Annotated in this window: 19 protein-coding genes and 2 pseudogenes; 15 read left to right on the top strand and 6 right to left on the bottom strand. The window is 61.2% G+C overall.

The features are described from left to right. Both MHI61_RS11150 and MHI61_RS11155 read left to right on the top strand, forming a co-directional pair. Complete coding sequence (locus MHI61_RS11150; RefSeq protein ID WP_239792045.1) at positions 1 to 933, top strand: lipid A biosynthesis lauroyl acyltransferase; 933 nt, start codon at positions 1 to 3, stop codon at positions 931 to 933. Between the two features lie 173 nt (positions 934 to 1,106). Beyond that, positions 1,107 to 1,799, top strand: a complete 693-nt coding sequence (locus MHI61_RS11155; RefSeq protein ID WP_239792830.1) for a PAS domain-containing protein — start codon at positions 1,107 to 1,109, stop codon at positions 1,797 to 1,799. Positions 1,800 to 1,804: 5 nt separating this feature from the next. On the opposite strand, the gene MHI61_RS11160 is transcribed toward MHI61_RS11155, so the two are convergent. Beyond that, positions 1,805 to 2,164: a VOC family protein gene (locus MHI61_RS11160; protein WP_239792046.1), complete on the bottom strand. Its 360-nt coding sequence runs from the start codon at positions 2,162 to 2,164 to the stop codon at positions 1,805 to 1,807. Then, positions 2,165 to 2,563 carry a hypothetical protein gene (locus MHI61_RS11165; RefSeq protein WP_064682402.1) on the bottom strand — a complete coding sequence of 133 codons (399 nt, stop codon included), beginning with the start codon at positions 2,561 to 2,563 and terminating at the stop codon, positions 2,165 to 2,167. Between the two features lie 236 nt (positions 2,564 to 2,799). Between MHI61_RS11165 and gndA the strand changes: the two genes are divergently transcribed. After that, a complete protein-coding gene (gene gndA, locus MHI61_RS11170) occupies positions 2,800 to 4,251 on the top strand; it encodes an NADP-dependent phosphogluconate dehydrogenase (RefSeq protein WP_239792047.1) in 1,452 nt (483 codons plus the stop codon). A 166-nt stretch (positions 4,252 to 4,417) separates the two neighbouring features. On the opposite strand, the pseudogene MHI61_RS11175 reads toward gndA, so the two are convergent. Beyond that, a pseudogene (locus MHI61_RS11175) lies at positions 4,418 to 4,796 on the bottom strand (glyoxalase superfamily protein). Positions 4,797 to 5,033: 237 nt separating this feature from the next. On the opposite strand from MHI61_RS11175, the gene MHI61_RS11180 reads away from it, so the two are divergent. The 3 genes from MHI61_RS11180 to MHI61_RS11190 all read left to right on the top strand — a co-directional run bounded on the left by MHI61_RS11180 (position 5,034) and on the right by MHI61_RS11190 (position 6,772). After that, positions 5,034 to 5,528 (top strand): N-acetyltransferase, encoded by a 495-nt coding sequence (locus MHI61_RS11180; RefSeq protein WP_239792048.1) that lies wholly within the window; start codon positions 5,034 to 5,036, stop codon positions 5,526 to 5,528. Between the two features lie 23 nt (positions 5,529 to 5,551). Then, positions 5,552 to 6,061 (top strand): GNAT family N-acetyltransferase, encoded by a 510-nt coding sequence (locus MHI61_RS11185; protein ID WP_239792049.1) that lies wholly within the window; start codon positions 5,552 to 5,554, stop codon positions 6,059 to 6,061. Between the two features lie 93 nt (positions 6,062 to 6,154). Then, the gene (locus tag MHI61_RS11190; RefSeq protein WP_239792050.1) at positions 6,155 to 6,772 is read left to right on the top strand and encodes a class I SAM-dependent methyltransferase; all 618 of its coding nucleotides are present in this window, start codon (positions 6,155 to 6,157) and stop codon (positions 6,770 to 6,772) included. A 36-nt stretch (positions 6,773 to 6,808) separates the two neighbouring features. On the opposite strand, the gene MHI61_RS11195 is transcribed toward MHI61_RS11190, so the two are convergent. From MHI61_RS11195 to MHI61_RS11205, 3 genes are all read right to left on the bottom strand, one after another. Further along, positions 6,809 to 7,885 (bottom strand): D-alanine--D-alanine ligase family protein, encoded by a 1,077-nt coding sequence (locus tag MHI61_RS11195; RefSeq protein WP_239792051.1) that lies wholly within the window; start codon positions 7,883 to 7,885, stop codon positions 6,809 to 6,811. 33 nt (positions 7,886 to 7,918) lie between these two features. Beyond that, the gene (locus MHI61_RS11200) at positions 7,919 to 8,533 is read right to left on the bottom strand and encodes a C39 family peptidase (RefSeq protein WP_239792052.1); all 615 of its coding nucleotides are present in this window, start codon (positions 8,531 to 8,533) and stop codon (positions 7,919 to 7,921) included. A 101-nt stretch (positions 8,534 to 8,634) separates the two neighbouring features. Next, positions 8,635 to 9,678 (bottom strand): LacI family transcriptional regulator, encoded by a 1,044-nt coding sequence (locus tag MHI61_RS11205; RefSeq protein ID WP_239792053.1) that lies wholly within the window; start codon positions 9,676 to 9,678, stop codon positions 8,635 to 8,637. Positions 9,679 to 10,132: 454 nt separating this feature from the next. Between MHI61_RS11205 and MHI61_RS11210 the strand changes: the two genes are divergently transcribed. The 9 genes and pseudogenes from MHI61_RS11210 to MHI61_RS11250 all read left to right on the top strand — a co-directional run bounded on the left by MHI61_RS11210 (position 10,133) and on the right by MHI61_RS11250 (position 22,299). Continuing rightward, the gene (locus MHI61_RS11210) at positions 10,133 to 11,368 is read left to right on the top strand and encodes an ABC transporter substrate-binding protein (protein ID WP_010030972.1); all 1,236 of its coding nucleotides are present in this window, start codon (positions 10,133 to 10,135) and stop codon (positions 11,366 to 11,368) included. 173 nt (positions 11,369 to 11,541) lie between these two features. Then, a complete protein-coding gene (locus tag MHI61_RS11215) occupies positions 11,542 to 12,447 on the top strand; it encodes a sugar ABC transporter permease (protein ID WP_064682392.1) in 906 nt (301 codons plus the stop codon). Next, positions 12,440 to 13,384 carry a carbohydrate ABC transporter permease gene (locus tag MHI61_RS11220; RefSeq protein WP_064682391.1) on the top strand — a complete coding sequence of 315 codons (945 nt, stop codon included), beginning with the start codon at positions 12,440 to 12,442 and terminating at the stop codon, positions 13,382 to 13,384. The genes MHI61_RS11215 and MHI61_RS11220 overlap by 8 nt, the downstream gene beginning before the upstream one ends. 4 nt (positions 13,385 to 13,388) lie before the next feature. Further along, complete coding sequence (locus MHI61_RS11225) at positions 13,389 to 14,495, top strand: ABC transporter ATP-binding protein (RefSeq protein ID WP_239792054.1); 1,107 nt, start codon at positions 13,389 to 13,391, stop codon at positions 14,493 to 14,495. Positions 14,496 to 14,774: 279 nt separating this feature from the next. Further along, positions 14,775 to 17,234: a glycoside hydrolase family 2 protein gene (locus MHI61_RS11230; protein ID WP_239792055.1), complete on the top strand. Its 2,460-nt coding sequence runs from the start codon at positions 14,775 to 14,777 to the stop codon at positions 17,232 to 17,234. Between the two features lie 39 nt (positions 17,235 to 17,273). Further along, positions 17,274 to 18,035, top strand: a complete 762-nt coding sequence (locus MHI61_RS11235; RefSeq protein WP_239792056.1) for a sugar phosphate isomerase/epimerase — start codon at positions 17,274 to 17,276, stop codon at positions 18,033 to 18,035. 8 nt (positions 18,036 to 18,043) lie between these two features. Next, positions 18,044 to 19,177 carry a Gfo/Idh/MocA family oxidoreductase gene (locus tag MHI61_RS11240; protein WP_239792057.1) on the top strand — a complete coding sequence of 378 codons (1,134 nt, stop codon included), beginning with the start codon at positions 18,044 to 18,046 and terminating at the stop codon, positions 19,175 to 19,177. Positions 19,178 to 19,393: 216 nt separating this feature from the next. Next, a pseudogene (mgrA, locus tag MHI61_RS11245) lies at positions 19,394 to 20,426 on the top strand (L-glyceraldehyde 3-phosphate reductase). Positions 20,427 to 20,685: 259 nt separating this feature from the next. After that, a complete protein-coding gene (locus MHI61_RS11250) occupies positions 20,686 to 22,299 on the top strand; it encodes a glycoside hydrolase family 43 protein (protein WP_239792058.1) in 1,614 nt (537 codons plus the stop codon). Positions 22,300 to 22,479 lie beyond the last annotated feature (180 nt).

Genomic DNA, 22,479 nt, shown 5'->3' on the forward strand with positions numbered 1-22,479 from the left:
GTGAAGCTGATCATCACCCGGATCGTCCTGGCGCTCAGGAATTTGCAGCAATGGCTGGTGGCGCAGGCGATGTTCGGCTTCCTGAACCTGCTGAAGCTGTTTCCGGCCGACGGCGCGATCCGCTTTGCCGACAGGGTGATGCGCCGCCTCGGCCGGCGGACCCGCCGCCACAGGCTGATGCTGACCAATCTGCGCAACGCCTTTCCCGAGAAATGCGAGGCCGAGATCGAGGAGATCGCGCTCGCCAGCTGGGGCAATATGGGAAGGCTTGCGGCCGAATACGTCTTCCTCGACCAGCTGTTCGACTATGATCCCGAAAAATCGGAGCCTGGCAGGGTGGAGGTGTCGGGTATTCCGATCTTCCTCGACCTGCGCGACAATCCGCGCCCCTTCATCGTATTCACGGGCCACACTGCCAATTTCGAGCTGCTGCCGGTGGCGGGTGCGGCCTTCGGGCTAACGGTGACGGTGCTCTTCCGGCCGCCGAACAATCCTTACGTCGCCAAGAAGGTGTTCGACTTCCGCAGCGCCCGCATGGGCAAGCTGGTGCCGTCGCATGCCGGCTCCTCCTTCGCGCTCGCGCGTCAGCTGGAAGCGGGTCAGGGGGTGGGCGTGCTCGTCGACCAGAAATTCGGTAAGGGGCTGAAGGGCACCTTCTTCGGGCGCGAGGTGAAGACCAATCCGCTGCTGCCGAAGCTGGTGCGCCAGTTCGATTGCGAGGTCTATCCGGCGCGCTGCATTCGTCTGCCGGGAAACCGCTACCGCCTGGAAATCGAACCGCGACTTGATATGCCGCGCGACGAAAAAGGCAATCTCGACCTGCCGGTGGCGGCCCAGCTGCTCAACGACAAGGTGGAGAGCTGGGTGCGGGAATATCCGGAACAGTGGCTCTGGTATCACGACCGCTGGCAGATCAAGAAGACGCTCGCGTAAGAAGGTCCACCCCCATTTATCAGCGGTGAAAAGCGGCAGGTGCTCTCGGATTGAAACCGAGTACACTTCATGTTACCTGTCACCACCAGGGCGCGAGTAAAATCTACCGTAAGGCGCATGCAGCCATATCGGTTATGGACACACCGCTTGGGACAATGGGAGTGAGAGGCGTCTTGCTGGAGCTGTTTCGAGCCTTTTCCTTACGTTACGCGCAAATAGAGGAAGCCATACGCATCGGCGACGATCAGCGCGTCATGTCGCTCGACCGGCATGTCGAGCCGCTGGTCGAGGCGATCCTGGCATGCAAGGCCGCCAATCTGCTGGAAGTGTATATGCAACTGCAGTTCGTCAGCCATCTCATCGCCCGGGATGCCGACGACAGCGCCAGCGTCCGAGAACACACGACGGTGCTTTCCTACCTGCTTGACCGCTATTTCAGCACTCATGGGCCGGACTGGCAGGTGCCTTCACCGCAGGATGTGCGCATTGCACCGCCGGCAGCCTATGTGCCCGACACCGACAACGGCCAGTTTCTCAATGCGGCGATCCTCGAAAGCCTGCCGGATCGGGTAGCGGTGCTGACCAGGGATTATCGCTATCTCTATTCCAATGCGGCCAACAGCGCCCATCTCAACAGGAAGCCGATGGACCTCATCGGCCACCATATTTCCGAATTCATCGGCGAAGAACGCTTTGCCGGATGCGCCAAACATAAGCTGGATGCCTGCTTTGCCGGCGAGCAGATCGACTACACCTATGAGCGGGCGACCGGCGCTGGCGCATCGCGGCAGGTGCGCTGTCGCATGTCGCCGCTGCGCGATGCAGGCGGCACGGTGATCGGCGCTCTGATCGTGATGGATCAGTAATCCAATCACGCAGTCGCCCAGACGGCGAGCTCATAACCGTCTCGATCAAGGAAATGGAAGCGGCGGCCGCCGGGAAAGTCGGTGATCGGCCGGCAGATCGTGCCGCCGGCTCTTTCGACCGACGTCAGCACCTCCTCCAGATCATTGGCGTAGACGACAACAAGCGGGCCTCCCGGCCGGACGGGTCCGAAATCGGTAAAGCCGCCCTTCAGACGGCCGTCGTCGAATTCGCAATAGTTTGGCCCGTAATCGGTGAAACGCCAGCCGAAGGCAGAGCCGTAAAAGGCTTTGGCGGCGGCAATGTCGGCGACGTTGAACTCGACATAGTCGATGCGGCGATCGTGGTTTTCTGACTTATCGTCCATCTATCTCTCCATCAGGGCTTTCAGCATGGCGAGGTCCTTCTCGACATGGGCGGCATCGGCGGAAAACTGCGCGTCGGTCATGCCGGGCAGACGCAGCAGCGTAAACATGATCTCGCAACCATCGCCGTTCGGCACGATGCGCAACGCATTATAGACCCTGAGACCGGATTCGATCGTCACCGTATGATCGATCACGCCGAATTCATTGGCGGGCACGAAGCTCACCTTGATGGTGCCGAGAGGGCCATGGGCGACCCAGTCGGCGCCATTGGGCTCGAGACCGGTCGCAAGGCCGGAGGCCCAAAGCGGCATATTCTCCGGCTTGCCGGCAAAGTCGTAGACGTCGCGCCAGTCACGCTCGATCGATTGGTGGATGATTTTTGCGGGCATAGTCGACATGGCTTGCAGATCCTTGATCTTGGTCGAGCGAGAGTAATAACCCGAACTATGATAACACGAGATAGGGCATTAGAGATGCGCTAAGGGCAGGTCACACCACATGGCTGGTGGCCGATCAGATGGCAGGTTGTCGGACAAGCCGGTATTGAAAGCTTCATTTCATTGGCTTTTGCGAACCGATTAGACCCTTGGCAGACTTGCCGTTTGAGCGAGACAGTGCCACAACACCGGTCCAAATGACACATCGGAGGTTTGTCGTGGAAAAGGCAGAAATCGGACTGATCGGCCTTGCGGTCATGGGCTCCAACCTGGCGCTCAACATCGCGGAGAAAGGCAATAAAATTGCGGTGTTCAACCGCACGCCTGAGAAAACCGACGAATTCTACGAAAGCGCCGGCGATCTGAAAAAGCAGATCATTCCCTGCAAGACCATCGAAGAGTTCGTCGACGCGATCCGGCCGCCGCGGCCGATCATCATCATGATCAAGGCAGGTGATGCCGTCGACCAGCAGATGGAGGCGTTGCGCCCGCACCTCTCCAAGGGCGACATCATGATCGATGCCGGCAACGCCAATTTCCGCGACACCGTCGCCCGCTTCGACCGCCTCAAGGATACCGATCTCACCTTCATCGGCATGGGTGTTTCCGGCGGCGAGGAAGGTGCGCGCCACGGCCCGTCGATCATGGTCGGCGGCACCGAAGAGTCCTGGAAGCGCGTCGAGAAGGTGCTGACCTCGATTGCCGCCCGCTACAATGACGAGCCCTGCGTCGCCTGGCTCGGCAATGACGGCGCCGGCCATTTCGTCAAAACCATTCATAACGGCATCGAATATGCCGACATGCAGATGATCGCCGAAATCTACGGCATCCTGCGCGACGGCCTAGGCAAGAGTGCCTCCGACATCTCCGGCATCTTCGGGGAATGGAACAAGGGCCGGCTGAACTCCTACCTGATCGAGATTTCCGAGAAGGTGCTTGCGGCGACCGATCCGGTTTCCGGCGGCCCGATGGTCGACGTGATCCTCGACAAGGCCGGCCAGAAGGGTACGGGCAAATGGTCGGCGATCGAAGCGCAGAACATGGGCATTCCGGCAACGGCGATCGAAGCCGCTGTCGCCGCCCGCAGCCTCTCCTCGATGAAGTCGCAGCGCGAAGCGGCGGAAAAGATCTTCGGCACGCAGGCCGTCTCCTTCCCGATCGCTTACGGTCCCGAGCTCAACAAGGATCTGGAACTGGCCCTCTTTGCCGCCAAGATCGGCGCCTATGCCCAGGGCTTCGCGGTGATGGCGGAAGCCTCGCGCGAGTTCAACTGGTCGCTGCCGATGCCGACCATTGCCCGGATCTGGCGCGCCGGCTGCATCATCCGTTCGCAGTTCCTCGACGAGATCACCTCGGCCTTCACCAAGGCGCCGGACGCTGCGAACCTCATCGTCACGCCTGCCTTCTCCGACATGGTCAAGGAATCGATCCCGGCGCTGCGCCGTGTTGTCGCTGCCGCCATCTCGGCCGGCCTGCCGGTGCCGGCGCTGACCTCAGCGCTCACCTATTTCGACGCCTACCGCCAGGGCAGGGGAACCGCGAACCTCATCCAGGCCCAGCGCGATTTCTTCGGCGCCCACGGCTTCGATCGCCTGGACGGCAAGGATTTCCACCACGGCCCCTGGGGCAGCGGCGCGGCGACCTTCTGAGGTTTGCCGAGAAGAGATCGAGGAAGAGCCCGGCCTTTGCGTCGGGCTTTTTCACAGCCCGCAGCCGCCCGGCACCAGTCTTCGGCGTTCGCCGCGGAATTCCGGTGTTTTCCAGCGCTGGATGGGGAATGTATCCGCATTCCCCATCCAGTGCCCATCGACCCGGCTAGATCGGTTGACCTACGTCGATACGGTTGCCGTCGGGATCTTCGAACACAAAGGCCCGCAATCCGTAGTCCTTGTCCTGAAGGCTTTTGATGATCCTCAGCCCATATTGCCGGCAAAGCGCATGCAGCGCGTCGACATCGTCGGCCATCAGGTGCGCGACATTGAAGTCCGCAGCCTTGTGGTTCGGCTGCAAGGTGAGATGCAGCTCGCCCTGATCGCGCTTCAGGATCATGAAGCCGACAGGATTTCCGTTCTCGAATATTTTCTTGAAGCCCAGGACATTGGCGTAAAAGTCGTAGGCCTTGGTCATGTCCTTGAACTCGCAGCATGGCGGCAATTCGTCCGAAATGAACACCGTGATCGGCGATATCATTCATCGCAAAACCTCTGATTGCGAAGTCGCACACAGCCTCCGGACGGTGCCGGCAGAGATGTTACGCTCCGATGTTTCGATCAGCAGGACGGTGCCCACGGGGGCCAGTCTATATCCCCGGAAAATCTCCGGCGGAAGAGGGTAGCGGATTCCCGCAGGATTCTCTCGGATCTACGACATTTCGTTTCAATGGGATAAGACACTTGCTTGCGCGAGACAACACGCCTGGGAATTGACAAAGATGCTCATCCGAATCGAGACGTCTGATGATATCGACGCGATCCATGATCTGACATCGATTGCTTTTGAGCCGATGGCTTACAGCGACGGCACGGAAGCGGCGATTGTCCGAAGGCTTCGCGCCAGCGGCGATCTGACGGTGTCGCTGGTTGCGGAAGAGGACGGCGAGATTCTCGGGCATGTGGCGTTTTCGCCGGTAACGATCGACGGCGTCCATGCGGGTTGGTTCGGGCTCGGCCCGATATCGGTCAAGCCGGACAGGCAGCGGCAGGGCATCGGCAAGGCGCTGATCGCCAGGGGGCTGGAATTGCTGGAGGAGATGGGTGCAAGCGGATGCGCGCTGATCGGCAATCCCGACGTCTATCGCGGCGCGGGCTTCAGCAGCGACGGGAGACTCAGCTATCACGATCTCGATACGCGGCTCGTGCAGCACATTGTCCTCCACGGGCCGGCGCCGAGAGGCACGCTTCGGTTCGCTCCGGCGTTCGAAAGCTAGATGTTCAGCAGAAAGGCGATGACATGTCCGGAACCGGCGCGATCACTCTCCGAACCGAGCGGCTGATTCTCCGGAAGCCCGAGATCGACGATTTCGAAGCCTATGCGCGGCTGATGGCTTCGCCGCGGTCCGCCGGAATGGGCGGTCCGTTCGATCTCAGGGCCGCCTGGGGGATGTTCTGCCACGACGTGGCGCTCTGGCAGCTTTTCGGGCATGGGGCTTTGATGATCGACCTTGCTGAGAGCGGCGAGTGCGTGGGTCAGGTGGGGATCAATCATGGGCCGCTCTTTCCTGAGAAGGAACTGGGGTGGTTCGTCTATGAGGGCCATGAGGGCCGGGGTTATGCGACCGAGGCGGCCCTGGCGCTGCGGGACTGGGCCTTTTCGACGCTCAAGCTGCCGTCGCTGGTCAGCTATATCGCTCCCGGCAATGCCGCATCCGTTGCCGTTGCCGAACGGCTGGGGGCACGTCTCGACCCCACGGCGCCCCGAACCGATCCTGCCGATATCGTCTATCGTCACTCGGCTTCGTGAGATCAGGTTCGCAGGCGGAAGACGGTTGACGGACGTCTCAATCCTTACATCTTGATAGGTCAGGATCGGGCTCTGCAAGAGATGGGGTGCCGGATGACAGACGCGAAACGGGAACATTGGGATGAGGTCTATCGCACAAAGGCGGCCGACAGCGTCAGCTGGTATCAGCCGACGCCCGGGCCTTCCTTACATGTGCTCGATGAGCTGCAATTGCCGGCCTCGGCTTCGCTGATCGATGTGGGGGGCGGGGCATCGAGCCTTGTCGACCGTCTCGTCGAGCGCGGCTGGTCCGATCTCACCGTGCTCGATATCGCCGCGCCGGCGCTTGACGTCGCCAAGGCGCGGCTCGGGGACGAAGCCCTTCGTATCACTTGGTTGGTTGCCGACGTCACCGCATGGAAACCTGACCGCCGGTACGATGTGTGGCACGATCGCGCCGTTTTTCACTTCCTCACCGATCCCGGGCAGCGGCTGGCCTATCGCCATGCGCTCGAAACCGGTACGGCGCCGGGAAGCATCATGGTCATCGCGACTTTCGCGCCGGACGGCCCGGAGCGGTGCAGCGGCTTGCCGGTAGAGCGTTACGACGCGGCAGCGCTTGCGACCGAATTTTCCTTCGCCTTCGCGCTCGAACGCGACTGGCGCGAGGACCACACGACACCGGGCGGCGGCCGGCAGTCCTTTCAGTGGTGTGTCTTTCGCAGACGGTGAGGTTTACCTCGCCGACATCCGCTGTCCGACATTGCCTCAGGCAGTCCGGCCGGCGCGCGCCATGCCATGCTCCACCAGCCGGTCGATGACTTGGGCATAGCTGACGCCGCTTGCCGCCATCGCCTTGGAATACATGCTGATATCGGTGAAGCCGGGGATGGTGTTGAGCTCATTGATGACGAAGCGCATGTCCGGGGTCAGGAAAAAATCAACGCGCGCCATCCCGTCGCAGCCAACGGCCCGGAAGGCTTCTGCCGCTGCGTCGCGCATGGCGGCCTCAAGCTCGGGCGGCAGCTCCGCCGGCACCTTCAGCGCCGCGCCCGTCTCGTCGATGTATTTCGCGTCGTAACTGTAGAAGCCGTGGCTTTCCGCCGGGACGATCTCGCCGGGGCGCGAAACGAAAAGCTTTCCAGCGGCATCCTCCAGCACGCTGAATTCGATCTCGCGGCCGGCAATAAATTCCTCGGCGAGCAGGGTGCGATCGTGGCGGAAGGCTTCGGCAAGAGCGCCTGCGAATTCCTGGCTGGCATGAACCTTGGCGACGCCGACCGACGATCCCTGGCGCGCCGGTTTGATGAACAGCGGCAGGCCGAGTTCGCCCTCGAGCGCTGCGAGCGACGGGGTCGTCCCTTCATGGATCGTTACGGCGCGGGCGACCGGCAGGCCGGCCGCCCTGAGCAGTCGCTTGGCGATCTCTTTATCGAGCGCTGCGGCCGAACCGAGGATGCCGCAGCCTGCAAGCGGCACACGCGCCACCTGCGCCACACCCTGTACCGATCCGTCTTCGCCATGGAGGCCGTGCAGCACGGGAAACAGCATGTCGATCGCCGCCAACTCATGCGGTGCGCCGTTGGCGGGGATTGCCATCACCCGGCCGCAGCCGCCCGGCACGAGGCAGATTTCCGTGCCCGATGAAGGCGTCGCCAAGGCGCCGTCCACGAAGCTGCTCGTGAGCCACCGACCCTCGCGGGTGATGAAAATCGGAAAGGCGTCATACTTTTCGGGCTTGAGCGCACCCATGACGTTGGTTGCCGAGAGCACGGACACCTCGTGCTCGGCCGAGCGGCCGCCGAAAAGCACGGCGATGCGCAGCCTGTTGGGGGAAGGGGTCATGCAAGCCTCCGGAAGGATCAGGTTCTGAAAGGGTCAGGCGTCGACCGATATGCCGCGATTGGCGAAGAAGCGGTCGAAGACGGCAAGCGGCAGCGTTACATCGGCCTGGCTCGCCTCGTCGTGGCCGGATGGATTGTGGAAGCGGACCGTTTCCTGCGAGGCTGCTGTCACCAGCACCAGATGGCCGCCCTTCGATGGCGGTTTGTGCTCCGGCCAGCGAATGGCCGAATGCACCGAGGCAATGAAGAACCGGCGCTTCGACAGAAGATCAGGAATGGCCGAGGTTTCGATGCCGGTGATCGTCTCGGCGTCGAGCCCGAAACGCTCGGTTGCGAAGCGCACAAAGGGCGCGTAGATCAGCCCCTTGATCGAGGCGTCGATCTCGTTGACGACATAACCGCCGTAGGCGGTGCAGGCACGGGCAAGTTCGATGGTCGGACGGATTTCGCCACGGGCGGCAAGGATCATCTTCAGACAGGCCATGCCGCAGACATTGACGGCCCAGCGCGCATATTCCTCAATGGTGCCGGCTCCCGAATGACGCCAGCGCGGATCGCTGAGCAGGGCTTGCGAGCCCTCGGCAAGTACCGGCAGCGTCATGCCGGGTGTTTCCCATTGGCTGAAATAGGGCACGCCGCTCTGCTGCATTCTGTCGATATCCCCGTGAACTCGCTGTGAGATGACGGGCAATCTTGGCTTTTTCGAGCCGATGCCGGCTTGCGAATCCTGGGCAGGGTTCATTCTCCCGCCTATCGGCCGTTCTCCGGCCAGATCGGCTGGCTGATGCTTTGAAGCAGTTCCGGCTCGACGCCGTCGATGCGGGCAATGACGGCTTTGGCCATTTCGCGGCCGGCTTGGCGCACATCCTCCTGGGCGGTGATGATCTCGGGACGGATCCAGTTCAGGATCGGCACCGACTGCTTGGACACCATGTCGAGATCACGCCCCAGCGCCTTGCCGGCGGCCTCGATGCCGGCATTGACGGCGATTGCCGCGCTGCCGGCCGAACAGACGATGCCGTCAGGGGCGGTCGCCGAGCGCATCATCACCTCGACGACGTCGCGGATATCGGCAAGCGGCGCGTCGGTGTTGATGCGCAGCGGCACTTCCTCGGCGCCGTAATCGTGCAGGCCGGTCTGAAAGCCGATGCGGATATGGGCGTAGTAGGTGAGCTTGCTCGGCGGCTGGAGCAGAGCGATGCGCCGGCGGCCGCGTTGGACGAGCTTTTCCACAGCCTGATGGGCGAAGGCTTCGTTGTCGAAATCGTGAAAGGGGTGCGTGAGACCCGCATCGGTGCGCCCATGCGTGGCGAAGGGCATGCCACGCTCGGTCAGCAACCGTACACGCGGATCATCCGGCTCGATGCGCGAGATGATGACACCGTCGGCCGAGCCGGTCTCGAGGATATAGCGCACCGGCAGCATTGGATCCTTGCTGTGGGAGTGCGGCGTGACGACGATATGATAGGGCGTTCCGGACAGGACTTCGGAGATGCCGAAGACCATCTGGCTCGAGAACCCCATGATCTCCTCGTCGATGCTGAGGACTAGGGCGATGACGTTGGTTTTGCCGGTGCGCAGGCGCACGCCCGCCCTGTTCGGCTGGTAGCCGAGCTGGCGGGCGACCATGCGCACTCGCTCCTTGGTTTCGGCCCCGATGTCAGGCGCGTCTTTCAGCGCGCGCGACACCGTAGTCACGCCAAGGCCGGTCATGAAAGCGATCGTCTTCAATGTCGGGCGCTCGCGCGCCGCCGGCGCCGATGCTGCTTTCTCGAAATTTGCCTTGCTTTCCATGCCTGTAGGCCTGCCCCGCGCGAATTGGTGTCGCTTATAGAGGCTTTTTCAAGCGCCGTAAGCCCGTCGCCTGCCAAAATCGCGCCTCCCTGAGGAATGCAATCTGTAACGATACAGTAGAAATGTCGAGCGCTTTTTCTTGTGTGCATTGCGGCAATATTCCCGCTGGTTGAATCCGTCATTTGTGCTAGGTTTTTCCGCAGCAGCGAAAGAGGTTAAGCGAACGGTAGATCGTGACGTCAGAATTGATCCCGCCATTTCAAGTGGATACGTGGGCTGCGCATATGCAATATCGCTTAATAAAATGGCGATACCAGGAAGATATTGGTGCGGCCGAGGACAGCCAGAAGTAGTAATTCTGGCCTTCGTCGAAAAATTTGGGGGCGAGCAGTTGCGTGCGGAAATCGATTGATCTAAGTTTTTCCGGCAACGTTTCAGTGAGGGAGGAGAACTCATGAAAATCCGTATGATGGCGGCCGTGCTTGCCGCCTCAGTCGCGCTTCCGCTCGGCGCCGCCAGTGCCACCGATCTCGAAGTCACGCATTGGTGGACATCAGGTGGCGAATCTGCCGCCGTCGCCGAGCTGGCAAAGGCTTTCGACGCCACCGGCAACCACTGGGTCGACGGCGCGATTGCCGGTTCCGGCGGTACCGCCCGTCCGATCATGATCAGCCGCATTACCGGCGGCGACCCGATGGGCGCCACCCAGTTCAACCACGGCCGTCAGGCTGAGGAACTCGTCCAGGCCGGCTTGATGCGCGACCTGACCGATGTCGCGACCGCCGAGAAGTGGAAGGACATCATTCGTCCGTCGAGCCTGCTCGATTCCTGCACCATCGACGGCAAAATCTATTGCGCTCCCGTCAACATCCACTCCTGGCAGTGGTTGTGGCTTTCGAACGCCGCCTTCAAGAAGGCCGGCGTCGAGGTTCCGAAGAACTGGGACGAATTCGTTGCTGCCGCTCCGGCTCTGGAAAAGGCTGGCATTCTTCCGCTCGCCGTCGGCGGTCAGCCGTGGCAGGCTGCAGGCGCCTTCGACGTGCTGATGGTGGCGATTGCCGGCAAGGACACCTTCAACAAGGTCTTCAAGGACAAGGATGCGGAAGCTGCCGCCGGTCCTGAAATCGCTAAGGTCTTCAAGGCCGCAGACGATGCGCGCCGTATGTCCAAGGGCACCAATGTCCAGGATTGGAACCAGGCCACCAACCTTGTCATCACGGGCAAGGCCGGCGGTCAGATCATGGGTGACTGGGCGCAGGGCGAATTCGCGCTCGCCGGTCAGAAGGCCGGCACCGACTATACCTGCCTGCCGGGCCTCGGCGTGAACGAGATCATCTCGACCGGTGGCGATGCCTTCTACTTCCCGCTCCTGAAGGATGAGGAAAAATCCAAGGCGCAAGCCGTTCTCGCCAAGACCTTGCTCGATCCGAAGACTCAGGTGGCCTTCAATCTGAAGAAGGGCTCGCTGCCGGTTCGCGGAGACGTCGATCTCGCCGCTGCCAACGACTGCATGAAGAAGGGTCTCGATATCCTGTCGAAGGGCAACGTGATCCAAGGGACCGACCAGCTGCTTTCGGCCGACAGCCAGAAGCAGAAGGAAGACCTCTTCTCCGAATTCTTCGCCAACCCGTCGATGACGCCGGAAGACGCCCAGAAGCGTTTCGCCGATATCATCGCTTCGGCTGACTGATCGATAGATTCGCTGCCTTCGGATCCGGCTCCGCAAGGGCCGGATCCTTCCCCGGACAGACGTTCGGCTGGCGGCATCTCTCCGGCCGCTCCCGGTAAAACAGGGGCAGGGATGGCAGATGGTGCCATGCCTTGCTGTCGCGGGCCGCAGTTGTGATTTGAGGAGAAGCGTTCATGACGGGTCAAGCGCAAGCCGGCCGGCCAATCAAGTTACTGCGCAATCTGAATGCCAAGATTGCGTCTATCCCGATGATCCTGACGGCGTTGGTGATCTTTGTCGGCGGTACATTCTGGACAGTCTTTTATTCCTTCACCAATTCCAAGCTCCTCCCGCGGTTGAGCTTCGTCGGCATCGATCAATATGAGCGCCTCTGGGCGGCACCCCGCTGGGTGACGGCGATCGAAAATCTGGCACTCTACGGCATCCTGTCGCTGATCTTCAGCCTGGTCATCGGTTTCGTGCTCGCCGCGCTGATGGATCAGAAGATCCGTTTTGAAAACACCTTCCGCACCATTTTTCTCTATCCGTTCGCGCTGTCCTTCATCGTGACGGGTCTCGTCTGGCAATGGGTCCTCAACCCGGATTTCGGCGTCCAGTCGGTGGTGCGCTCGCTCGGTTGGACGAGCTTCACCTTCAACCCGCTCTATACGCCCGAAATCGTCATCTACGGCATTCTGATCGCCGCCCTCTGGCAGGGAACCGGTCTCGTTATGTGCCTGATGCTTGCCGGCCTGCGCGGCATTGACGAGGATATCTGGAAGGCCGCGCGCGTCGACGGCATCCCGATGTGGAAGACCTATCTGCTGATCGTCATTCCGATGATGCGGCCGGTCTTCATCACGACGATCGTCATCATCGCCTCCGGCATCGTCAAGGTCTACGACCTCGTCGTGGCGCAGACGTCTGGCGGTCCCGGCATCTCCTCGGAAGTGCCGGCAAAATACGTCTATGACTACATGTTCCAGGCGCAGAACCTGGGGCAGGGCTTTGCCGCCTCGACGATGATGCTGCTCACGGTAGCGATCATCATCGTTCCGTGGGCCTATCTGGAATTCGGAGGAGGGCGCAAGCGTGGCTAATATCGGAACTCTCAACACCACGGCGGCCGGCATCGATGCCGTCTCGGGGAGACTCGGCGACGGACCGACCGGCCCAAAGCCGCGCCCGGCATTGTCGCCGCGCAACATCATGCTCTACGGCACGCTGACCATCGCGGCGCTCTACTATCTGCTGCCGCTCTATGTGATGGTGGTGACGTCGTTGAAGGGCATGCCGGAAATCCGCCTCGGCAACATCTTCTCGCCGCCGATGGAAATCACCTTCGAGCCCTGGGTGAAAGCCTGGGCGGAGGCCTGCACGGGCTTGAACTGCGATGGCCTGTCGCGCGGCTTCTGGAATTCGGTGCGCATCACCGTGCCGTCGGTCATCATCTCGATCGCCATCGCCTCGGTAAACGGTTATGCGCTGGCAAACTGGCGCTTCAAGGGATCCGAGCTTTTCTTCTCGATCCTCATCATCGGGGCGTTCATTCCCTATCAGGTGATGATCTATCCGATCGTCATCATCCTGCGCGAAATCGGCATTTACGGTACGCTGACCGGCCTCGTCATCGTGCATTCGATCTTCGGCATGCCGATCCTGACGCTGCTGTTCCGCAACTATTTCGTGTCGCTGCCGGAAGAACTGTTCAAGGCGGCGCGCGTCGACGGCGCGGGTTTCTGGCAGATCTTCCTGAAGATCATGCTGCCGATGTCGCTGCCGATCTTCGTCGTGGCGATGATCCTGCAGGTGACCGGCATCTGGAACGACTTCCTGTTCGGCGTGGTCTTCACCCGGCCGGATACCTATCCGATGACCGTGCAACTCAACAACATCGTCAATTCAGTCCAGGGCGTGAAGGAATACAACGTCAACATGGCGGCAACGATCCTGACGGGTCTCGTGCCGCTGATCGTCTATTTCGTGTCGGGACGGCTTTTCGTCCGCGGCATCGCCGCCGGCGCAGTGAAGGGTTGATCTCATGAACATGAATTCGAGTGTCTCCAATTCAAGTGTTTCCATCAAGGATCTGTCGCTGAACTTCGGCGCGGTCAGTGTCCTGAAGGATCTGAACCTCGACATCAATGACGGGGAGTTCCTGGTGCTGCTTGGTTCGTCCGGCTGCGGCAAGTCGACCTTGCTGAACTGCATTGCCGGCCTGCTCGACGCTTCGGAAGGTCAGATATTCATCAAGGGCAAGAACGTCACCTGGGAGGAGCCGAAGGACCGCGGCATCGGCATGGTGTTCCAGTCCTATGCGCTCTATCCGCAGATGACGGTGGAGAAGAACCTCTCCTTCGGCCTGCGCGTCGCCAAGGTGCCGCAGGCCGAGATCGACAAGCGCGTGGCGCGCGCCGCCGAGATCCTGCAGATCCAGCCGCTCTTGAAGCGCAAGCCGGCCGAACTTTCCGGCGGCCAGCGCCAGCGCGTGGCCATTGGCCGGGCGCTGGTGCGCGATGTCGACGTGTTCCTGTTCGACGAGCCGCTGTCCAACCTCGACGCCAAGCTGCGCTCGGAGCTGCGCGTCGAAATCAAGCGCCTGCACCAGTCGCTGCAGAATACGATGATCTACGTCACCCACGACCAGATCGAGGCGCTGACGCTCGCCGACCGTATCGCCATCATGAAGAGCGGCATCATCCAGCAGCTCGACGATCCGACGACGATTTACAACCGGCCGCGCAACCTTTTCGTCGCCGGCTTCATTGGCTCGCCGTCGATGAATTTCCTGCGCGGCGAGCTGGTCAAGACGGGCGAGGGGATCGCCTTTACGGCCAACGGCGTCAACTTCTCGCTGGCCGCCTATGGCGCCAACGAGGCACTGCAGCCCGGCCGCAAGGTGGTGCTCGGCGTTCGTCCCGAACACATCAAGGTCAACGAGAACGCCGGCGGCGAAGAACATGACGCGACCGTCGATATCGAGGAGCCGATGGGCGCGGATAATCTCCTGTGGCTGAAACATGCCGGTCACACGATGTCGGTCCGCGTCAACGGCGCCCGCCGCTTCAATGTCGGCGCCAAGGTGAAGCTCAGCTTCGACATGACGCTGGCGTCGCTGTTCGATGCCGAGAGCGAGCTGCGGCTCTAGAGAGATTCTGTGGGTTGAGACCACTAGCCGGGGCGAGTTTGACGAAAAAGGCCCACTCCGCTCTCCGTCATCCTCGGGCTTGACCCGAGGATCCATGCTCGCTGCCGCAGGTGGATGTGGTGTAGATCCTCGGGCCTAGCCCGAGGATGACGGAGAGCGGAGTGGGCAGATGAGGAGAAAAACGGCACGTCGCTGACGAATGACCAGGTGAAGGCCATCGAACCGTGACATTTGCCCTTCCTTCAAGACCACAATCCTTTTCGAAATCGGAATGAAATCGTGACGCAGCAATCAACCAACTCCAGCATCGACCTTTCCGGTTCGTGGCAGCTGACCTCCGTCGATGGCGAGATCCGCAACGTTATCACGCTGCCAGGCGACGTGCACACCGCGCTCCACCGGGCCAGCCTAATCCCCGATCCTTATTTCGGCCGCAACGAGGAGAAAGTGCAATGGGTCGCCGAGCGCGAATGGGCGGTCGAGCGAAGCTTCACGCTGCAGGAGGCCGAGGGCGACTGGTATCTCGATATCGACTATCTCGACACAGTCGCCTCCGTTTATGTCAACGGCTTCCTGGCGCTCGAAGCCGACAACAGCTTCCGCCGCTATCGGCCCGACGTGTCGACCATGTTGAGATCCGGCGACAACGTCATCCGCATCGTGTTTGCCTCCAACCCCGCCGTCGGCGCCGAGCGGCAGAAGCAGCAGCCCTTCTATATTCCTTACAGCACCGGCAATTCGCCGATCCCGGACGGCAACATGCTGCGCAAGCCGCAATGCCATTTCGGCTGGGACTGGAATATCGCCATTGCGCCGCTCGGCCTTTACGGCACGATCGCCCTGAAAAAGCTTGAGAGCGCACGGATCGAACATGTCGTCACCCGCCAGACGCATAATCTCGACGGTTCGGTCGATCTGACGGTCATGGCAACGCTGTATTCCAAGGGGCCAAGCATTGCCCAGGTTTATTTCGATCTCGATGGCGAGCGTGTGCGCCTCGATGTCGGCGCCCATGGCGAGACCCATGTCAACCATCTCTTCCATATCGACAATCCGCGCCTTTGGTGGCCGTCCGGCAGCGGCGAGCAGGCGCTCTACAGGCTGTCCGTCGAATTGCCGACGGATGAGGTGGTTAAGCAGATCGGCCTTCGCACCATCGAGCTGATCACCACTCCGGATGCTTCAGGCGCCCGTTTTGCCTTCAAGGTCAATGGCCGCGAGATCTTCTGCCGCGGCGCCAACTGGATTCCCGCCGATGCGCTCTATTCGCTCTCCTCGCCGGAGAAGACGGAAGACCTGCTGCAATCGGCGAAAGCCGCCAACATGAACATGATCCGCGTCTGGGGCGGCGGTTTCTACGAGCAGGATCATTTCTACGATCTCTGCGACCGGCTGGGCCTTATGGTCTGGCAGGATTTCATGTTCGCCTGCAATCTCTACCCTTCGACCGAAGACTTCCTTGAGAATGTGGCGATGGAGGTGGATTACCAGGTGCGCCGGCTTTCCTCGCATCCCTCGATCGCGCTCTGGTGCGGCGACAACGAACTTGTGGGCGCGCTGACCTGGTTCGAGGAATCCAGGAAGGATCGCGACCGCTATCTCGTCTCCTATGACCGGCTCAACCGGACGATCGAGCAGGCGGTGAAGAAGGCGCTGCCCGGCGCGCTCTGGTGGCCGTCGAGCCCGGCTTCCGGCTATCTCGATTTCGGCGATGCCTGGCATGCCGATGGCTCCGGCGACATGCATTACTGGTCGGTCTGGCATGAGAACAAGTCGTTCGACAATTACCGTTCGGTGCGGCCGCGCTTCTGCTCGGAATTCGGCTTCCAGTCCTATACCTCGCTGCCTGTCATCAGGACCTATGCCGAGGAGAAGGATATGAACATCGCTTCTCCCGTCATGGAGTTGCACCAGAAGAATGCTGGCGGCAACGAGCGCATCGCCGGCACGATGTTCCGTTATTTCCGGTTCCCCAAGGATTTCCCGAATTTCGTCTATCTCTCCCAGATCCAGCAGGGCCTGGCGATCAAGACGGCGGTGGAATATTGGCGTTCGCTGAAACCCCATTGCATGGGCACGATCTACTGGCAGCTTAACGACACCTGGCCTGTCGCCTCTTGGTCGAGCCTGGATTATGGCGGGCGCTGGAAGGCGATGCATTATCTCGTCAAGCGCTTCTTCCAGCCGGTGGCGGTCGCCGCCATTCCTTCCGAGGACGGCAAGACGATCCGCTTCTCGCTGGTCAACGACACGCTCGCCGATGTCAGCGTCGATCTTTCGATCTCGTTGCTGACGATGAACGGCGAGCGGAAGCACCTGAAGGACGTGCAGGCGGTCTGCTCGCCGGATGCGGCGGTGGCGGCTGCAACCATCGACGTTGCCGAGATCGGCGAGGGAACGCTGCTAGCCTGGCGTTTCACTGCCTCGAACGGCATGGGCGGCGAGGGCCATTATGTCAACGGCACCTACAAAGCGCTGGAGCTCGCGCCCGCGGGGCTTGTTGTCACGCATGAATATGTCGAGGCCAGCGGCGCGATCGACATCAACGTCACCGCCAAGGGACTTGCGCTCTTCGTGATGATCGAGAGCGAGACGGACGGCAAATATTCCGACAACGCTTTCGATCTTGCGGCCGGCGAAAGCCGCCGCATCACCTTCACCCCGGCACGACCGCTTGAGCGCGGCAAGCTGCGGGATTTCCGGTTCTACGACCTGCATTCCTGCCAGTCGGCGGATTGATCCTTCCCAAGCGTGGGCACGAGGCCCAAGGAGAACATGATGACGAAACTTAGCTACCAGCTGTACAGCGCGCGTAATTTCCAGCCCTATACGGCGATCTTTGAGAAGCTCGGTAAGGCGGGCTATGCGGAAGTCGAAGGCTTCGGCGGCATCTATGCCGACCTCGACGATGGCGGCCTGAAGAACCTTCGCGCCGAGCTCGACAAGAACGGCCTGGTCATGGCGAGCGGCCATTTCAGCCCCGATTTCCTGGAGAAAGAAGTTCAGAAATCGCTCAACATCGCCAAGATCCTCGGCATGGATTCGATCTATGCGCCGCACCTGGCGGCCGACCAGCGCCCCTCCGACGCCGCCGGCTGGACTGCATTCGGCAAGCGCCTGCAGGAGATGAGCAAGCCTTACAAGGACGCCGGCTACGAGTTCGGCTGGCACAACCATGATTTCGAGTTCGTCAAACTCGCCGATGGCTCGCTGCCGATCGAGCGCATCTTCGAAGGCGCGCCTGACATTTCCTGGGAAGCCGATATCGCCTGGGTCATCCGCGGCGACGCCGATCCCTTCGCCTGGATCGAAAAGCTCGGACCGCGCATCACCGCAGTTCACGTCAAGGACATTGCGCCGGCAGGCGAAGCGAAGGACGAGGACGGCTGGGCCGACGTCGGCCATGGCAAGGTCGAGTGGGCCAAGCTGATTGCAGCGCTTCGCGGTACCAAGGCCAAGCATTTCGTCGTCGAACATGACAATCCTAATGACATCGACCGCAACATTAGCCGCTCGATCGCATCCTTCCAGACTTATTGAGGCACATCATGACCAGGGAACTTGGCGTCGGCATCATCGGATGCGGCAACATATCCACTACCTATTTCTCGCTCGCACCGCTCTTCAAGGGGCTGAAGGTGCTGGCCTGCGCCGATATCAACGTGCAGGCCGCCGAGGCCCGCGCCAAGGAATATGGCGTGAAGGCACAGACGATCGAGGCGCTTCTCGCCAATGACGAGATCGACGTCGTCGTCAACCTGACGATCCCGGATGCGCATTTTCCGGTGTCGAAGGCGATCCTCGAAGCCGGAAAACATGTCTATTCGGAAAAGCCGCTGGTGCTTTCGCTGGAGCAGGGTGAGGAGCTTCGCCGCATCGCCAAGGCGAAGAATCTCGCCGTCGGCTGCGCACCGGACACCTTCCTCGGCGGCGCCCATCAGCTTGCCCGCAAGTTCATCGACGACGGCGGCATCGGCCGGGTCACCTCCGGCGCCTGCTATGTCATGAGCCCCGGCATGGAGATGTGGCATCCGAACCCTGATTTCTTCTTCCTGCCGGGCGGCGGCCCAATCCTCGATCTCGGCCCCTATTACATCGCCAACCTGATCAACCTGATCGGGCCGGTGAAACGCGTCGGCGCCATGACCTCGATGGCATCGGAGACCCGCACGATTACCAGCCAGCCGCGCCATGGAGAGACCATCCCGGTCAAAACGCCGACGACGATCCAGGCGCTGCTCGAATTCGTCAACGGCGCCACGGTGACGCTGTCGGCAAGCTGGGACGTGTGGTCGCATCGCCATGCCAACATGGAACTCTACGGCACCGACGGCTCGCTCTACGTGCCGGACCCGAACTTCTTCGGCGGCACCGTCGAGGCAAGCGGCCGCGACAAGGACATCAAGCCGCTGGAAGACTGGGACCATCCCTTCGGCAAGATCAACCAGGAAAGCCCGAACGGTTCGCGCGCCAACTACCGCACAGCCGGCCTTGCCGATATGGCGATGTCGCTGATCGAGGGGCGTGACGCACGCTGCTCGCTCGACCGCACGCTGCACGGTGTCGACGTGATGACCTCGATCCTGAAGTCGGGCGAGGAGGGTCGGTTCATCGATCTCACCACGACTTGCACCCAACCCGCAGCACTTGGCATCGAAGAGGCGCAGGCGCTGTTGAAGTGATTGAGGCCCGCGCCGTGCGCTTGCCGTATCGGCGCGGTTGTTCCAATAGTCTCGTCATCCTCGGGCCTGTCCCGAGGATCTGCCGCGCTGTCAGTAGATCCTCGGGACAAGCCCGAGGATACGGCGTCGGACAGCGGACACGTTTTTAGCTTTCTGCCGCCGCTCAGGACGGATACGAAGGGGAAGCAATTTTACACAGGTTCAGGAGACCTTCAGATGAGCTGGCAGCCGGCCGAAGACCGCTATTCGAAGATGAAATATAACCGCACGGGCCGTTCCGGCCTGAAGCTTCCGGCCGTTTCCCTCGGCCTCTGGCACAATTTCGGCGGCGACACGCCGCATGACCGAAAGATCGACATGTGCCGCACGGCCTTCGATCTCGGCATCACCCATTTCGACCTCGCCAACAATTACGGCCCGCCCCCCGGCAGCGCCGAGACCGCTTTCGGCGAGATCCTGCGCACCGAATTTTCCGGGCTTCGCGACGAGCTGATCATCTCCTCGAAGGCCGGCTACGACATGTGGCCGGGACCTTACGGCGAGTGGGGCAGCCGCAAATATGTGATCGCCTCCTGCGACCAGAGCCTGAAGCGCATGGGCCTCGATTATGTCGACATCTTCTATTCGCATCGTTTTGACCCGGACACGCCGCTGGAGGAAACCTGCGGCGCGCTCGACCATATCGTCCGCTCCGGCCGGGCGCTGTATGTCGGCATCTCCTCTTATAATTCGCAGCGCACCCGCGAAGCCGCAGCGATTTCTCAAGAACCTCGGCACGCCCTGCCTGATCCACCAGCCGAGCTATTCGATGCTCAACCGCTGGGTCGAGGACGACAGGCTGCTCGATACGCTTGACGAGGTCGGCATGGGTTCGATCGTGTTCTCGCCGCTGGCCCAGGGTATGCTGACCACGAAGTACCTCGGCGGTATCCCAGCCGACAGCCGCGCAGCCCAGAACCATTTCCTGAAGCGCGACTTCATCCGTCCCTCGATCATCGACAATATCGGCAAGCTCAATGGGATTGCCGAAAGGCGCGGCCAAACGCTGGCGCAGATGGCGATCGCCTGGGTGTTGCGTGGTGGACGCGTGACCTCGGCGCTGATCGGCGCCAGCCGCTCGTCACAGATCGTCGATTGCGTCAAGGCTCTGGATAATCTCGAATTCACGGCCGAGGAGCTGGCCGAAATTGACGTCTACGCCCGTGAGGCGGATATCAATTTGTGGGCGAAGTCGGCGGAGCGGGAATAGGAAAGGTCGAGGCTATTTAGGACCCGGAGTTCGGGCAGTTGGTTGCCACACCCTCCCTCATCGCTGTGACCTCAGGGCTTGCCCGAGGGATGTCACAGAGATCCAGCCAGCCCAAGTCCTTGGGCTGAAAGGACTCTTCACCGCGCAGACGCGCGGCGGCTGGATTCCTGTGACGAGCACAGGAATGAGGGCGAGAGGTGAGATATCCCGGCCCGCATCTGATGTACGTACCACAATGATAACCTCGGAGGAGCTTCCCATGATCCGCAATCCCATCCTGCCCGGGTTCAACCCCGATCCGTCGATCTGCCGCGTCGGCGCGGATTATTATATCGCCACCTCCACCTTCGAATGGTATCCGGGAGTGCAAATCCACCATTCGCGCGATCTGGTAAACTGGACGCTGGTGCGCCGGCCATTGGAGCGCCGGTCGCAACTCGACATGCGGGGGAACCCTGACAGTTGCGGCATCTGGGCGCCGTGCCTTTCCTATGCCGACGGGCAATTCTGGCTCGTCTATACCGACGTCAAGCGCTTCGACGGCAATTTCAAGGATGCGCATAACTACATCGTGACCGCGCCCTCGATCGAGGCCCAATGGTCCGAACCCGTCTATGTCAACTCCTCCGGCTTCGATCCTTCGCTCTTCCACGACGATGACGGCCGCAAATGGTTCGTGAACATGCAGTGGAACCATCGCACCGAGAGCTTCGGCGGCTCGCCGAAATCGCCGGCCTTCGACGGCATCCTGCTGCAGGAATGGGACCCGGTAGCGAAGGCGCTGAAGGGGCCGATCAAGAATATCTTTGCCGGCAGTCCGCTCGGCCTCGTCGAAGGCCCGCATCTCTTCAAGAAGAACGGCTGGTATTATCTGACGACGGCCGAGGGCGGCACCGGCTACGACCACGCCGTCACCATGGCGCGCTCACGCCGCATCGAAGGGCCTTATGAGATGCATCCGAACATGCATCTCATCACTTCCAAGGATCATCCCGGCGCGGTGCTGCAACGGGCCGGGCACGGCCAATATGTCGAGACGCCGGAGGGCGAGGCCTATCACACCCATCTCTGCGGCCGGCCGCTGCCGCCGAAGCGGCGCTGCACGCTGGGGCGAGAGACGAGCCTGCAGAAATGCGTCTGGCGCGACGATGACTGGCTCTATCTCGAAAACGGAACTTGCGTGCCCGATGTCGATGTGCCGGGCCTCTTTGGTGCTGCGCCGGCGGAAAAGCCGATGCGCAGTGAATACAGCTTCGATGGCACGGCATTGCCTGCTGACTTCCAGTGGCTGCGCACGCCTGAGCCGCAGCGTATCTTCAACCTGATGGACCGTCCCGGCCATCTCCGGTTGATCGGGCGCGAAAGCATCGGTTCCTGGTTCGAACAGGCGTTGGTCGCCCGCCGGCAGGAGCATCACAGCTTCCGCGCTGAGACCGTGATCGAGTTCTCGCCCGACACCTACCAACAGGTTGCCGGACTGACGCATTATTATAACCGCCACAAGTTCCACGCGCTCGCCGTCACGCTGCACGAAACACTGGGCCGCTGCGTCACCATCCTTTCCTGCAATGGTGACTATCCGAACGGACGCCTGAGCTTTCCGGCTGAAAGCGGGGTGGCGATCGCCGCCGAAGGCCACGTCCAACTCGCCATGGAAATTCGTGAGAACGACCTGCAGTTCTTCTGGCAGACCGAGGGCAAGGGCGCCTGGCAGCCGATCGGCCCGATGCTGGACGCCGGGATGATCTCCGACGAGGGTGGACGCGGCGAACACGGCTCCTTCACCGGCGCGTTCGCCGGCCTGTTTGCCTTCGATACGTCGGGACGGGGGAAGGTCGCGGATTTTGATTGGTTTAATTACGAGGAATTGTGACGGCGGCCTTCGCTGTTCGGAACCGATAAAAAGAAGCCGGCGCAGAGGCCGGCTGAGACGAACGGGGCTGGACAGGGGATACTCGCCGGTTCCAAACACTTCGTGACTGAACAATAACTTTCACTACAAGCCGAGGCAGCGGTAAAGGGCGCAACGAGAACGCCGAAGAACGGCTCCGCA

It is taken from the genome of Rhizobium sp. K102 (genome assembly GCF_022385315.1).
In the GTDB taxonomy this organism is placed as follows: domain Bacteria; phylum Pseudomonadota; class Alphaproteobacteria; order Rhizobiales; family Rhizobiaceae; genus Rhizobium; species Rhizobium croatiense.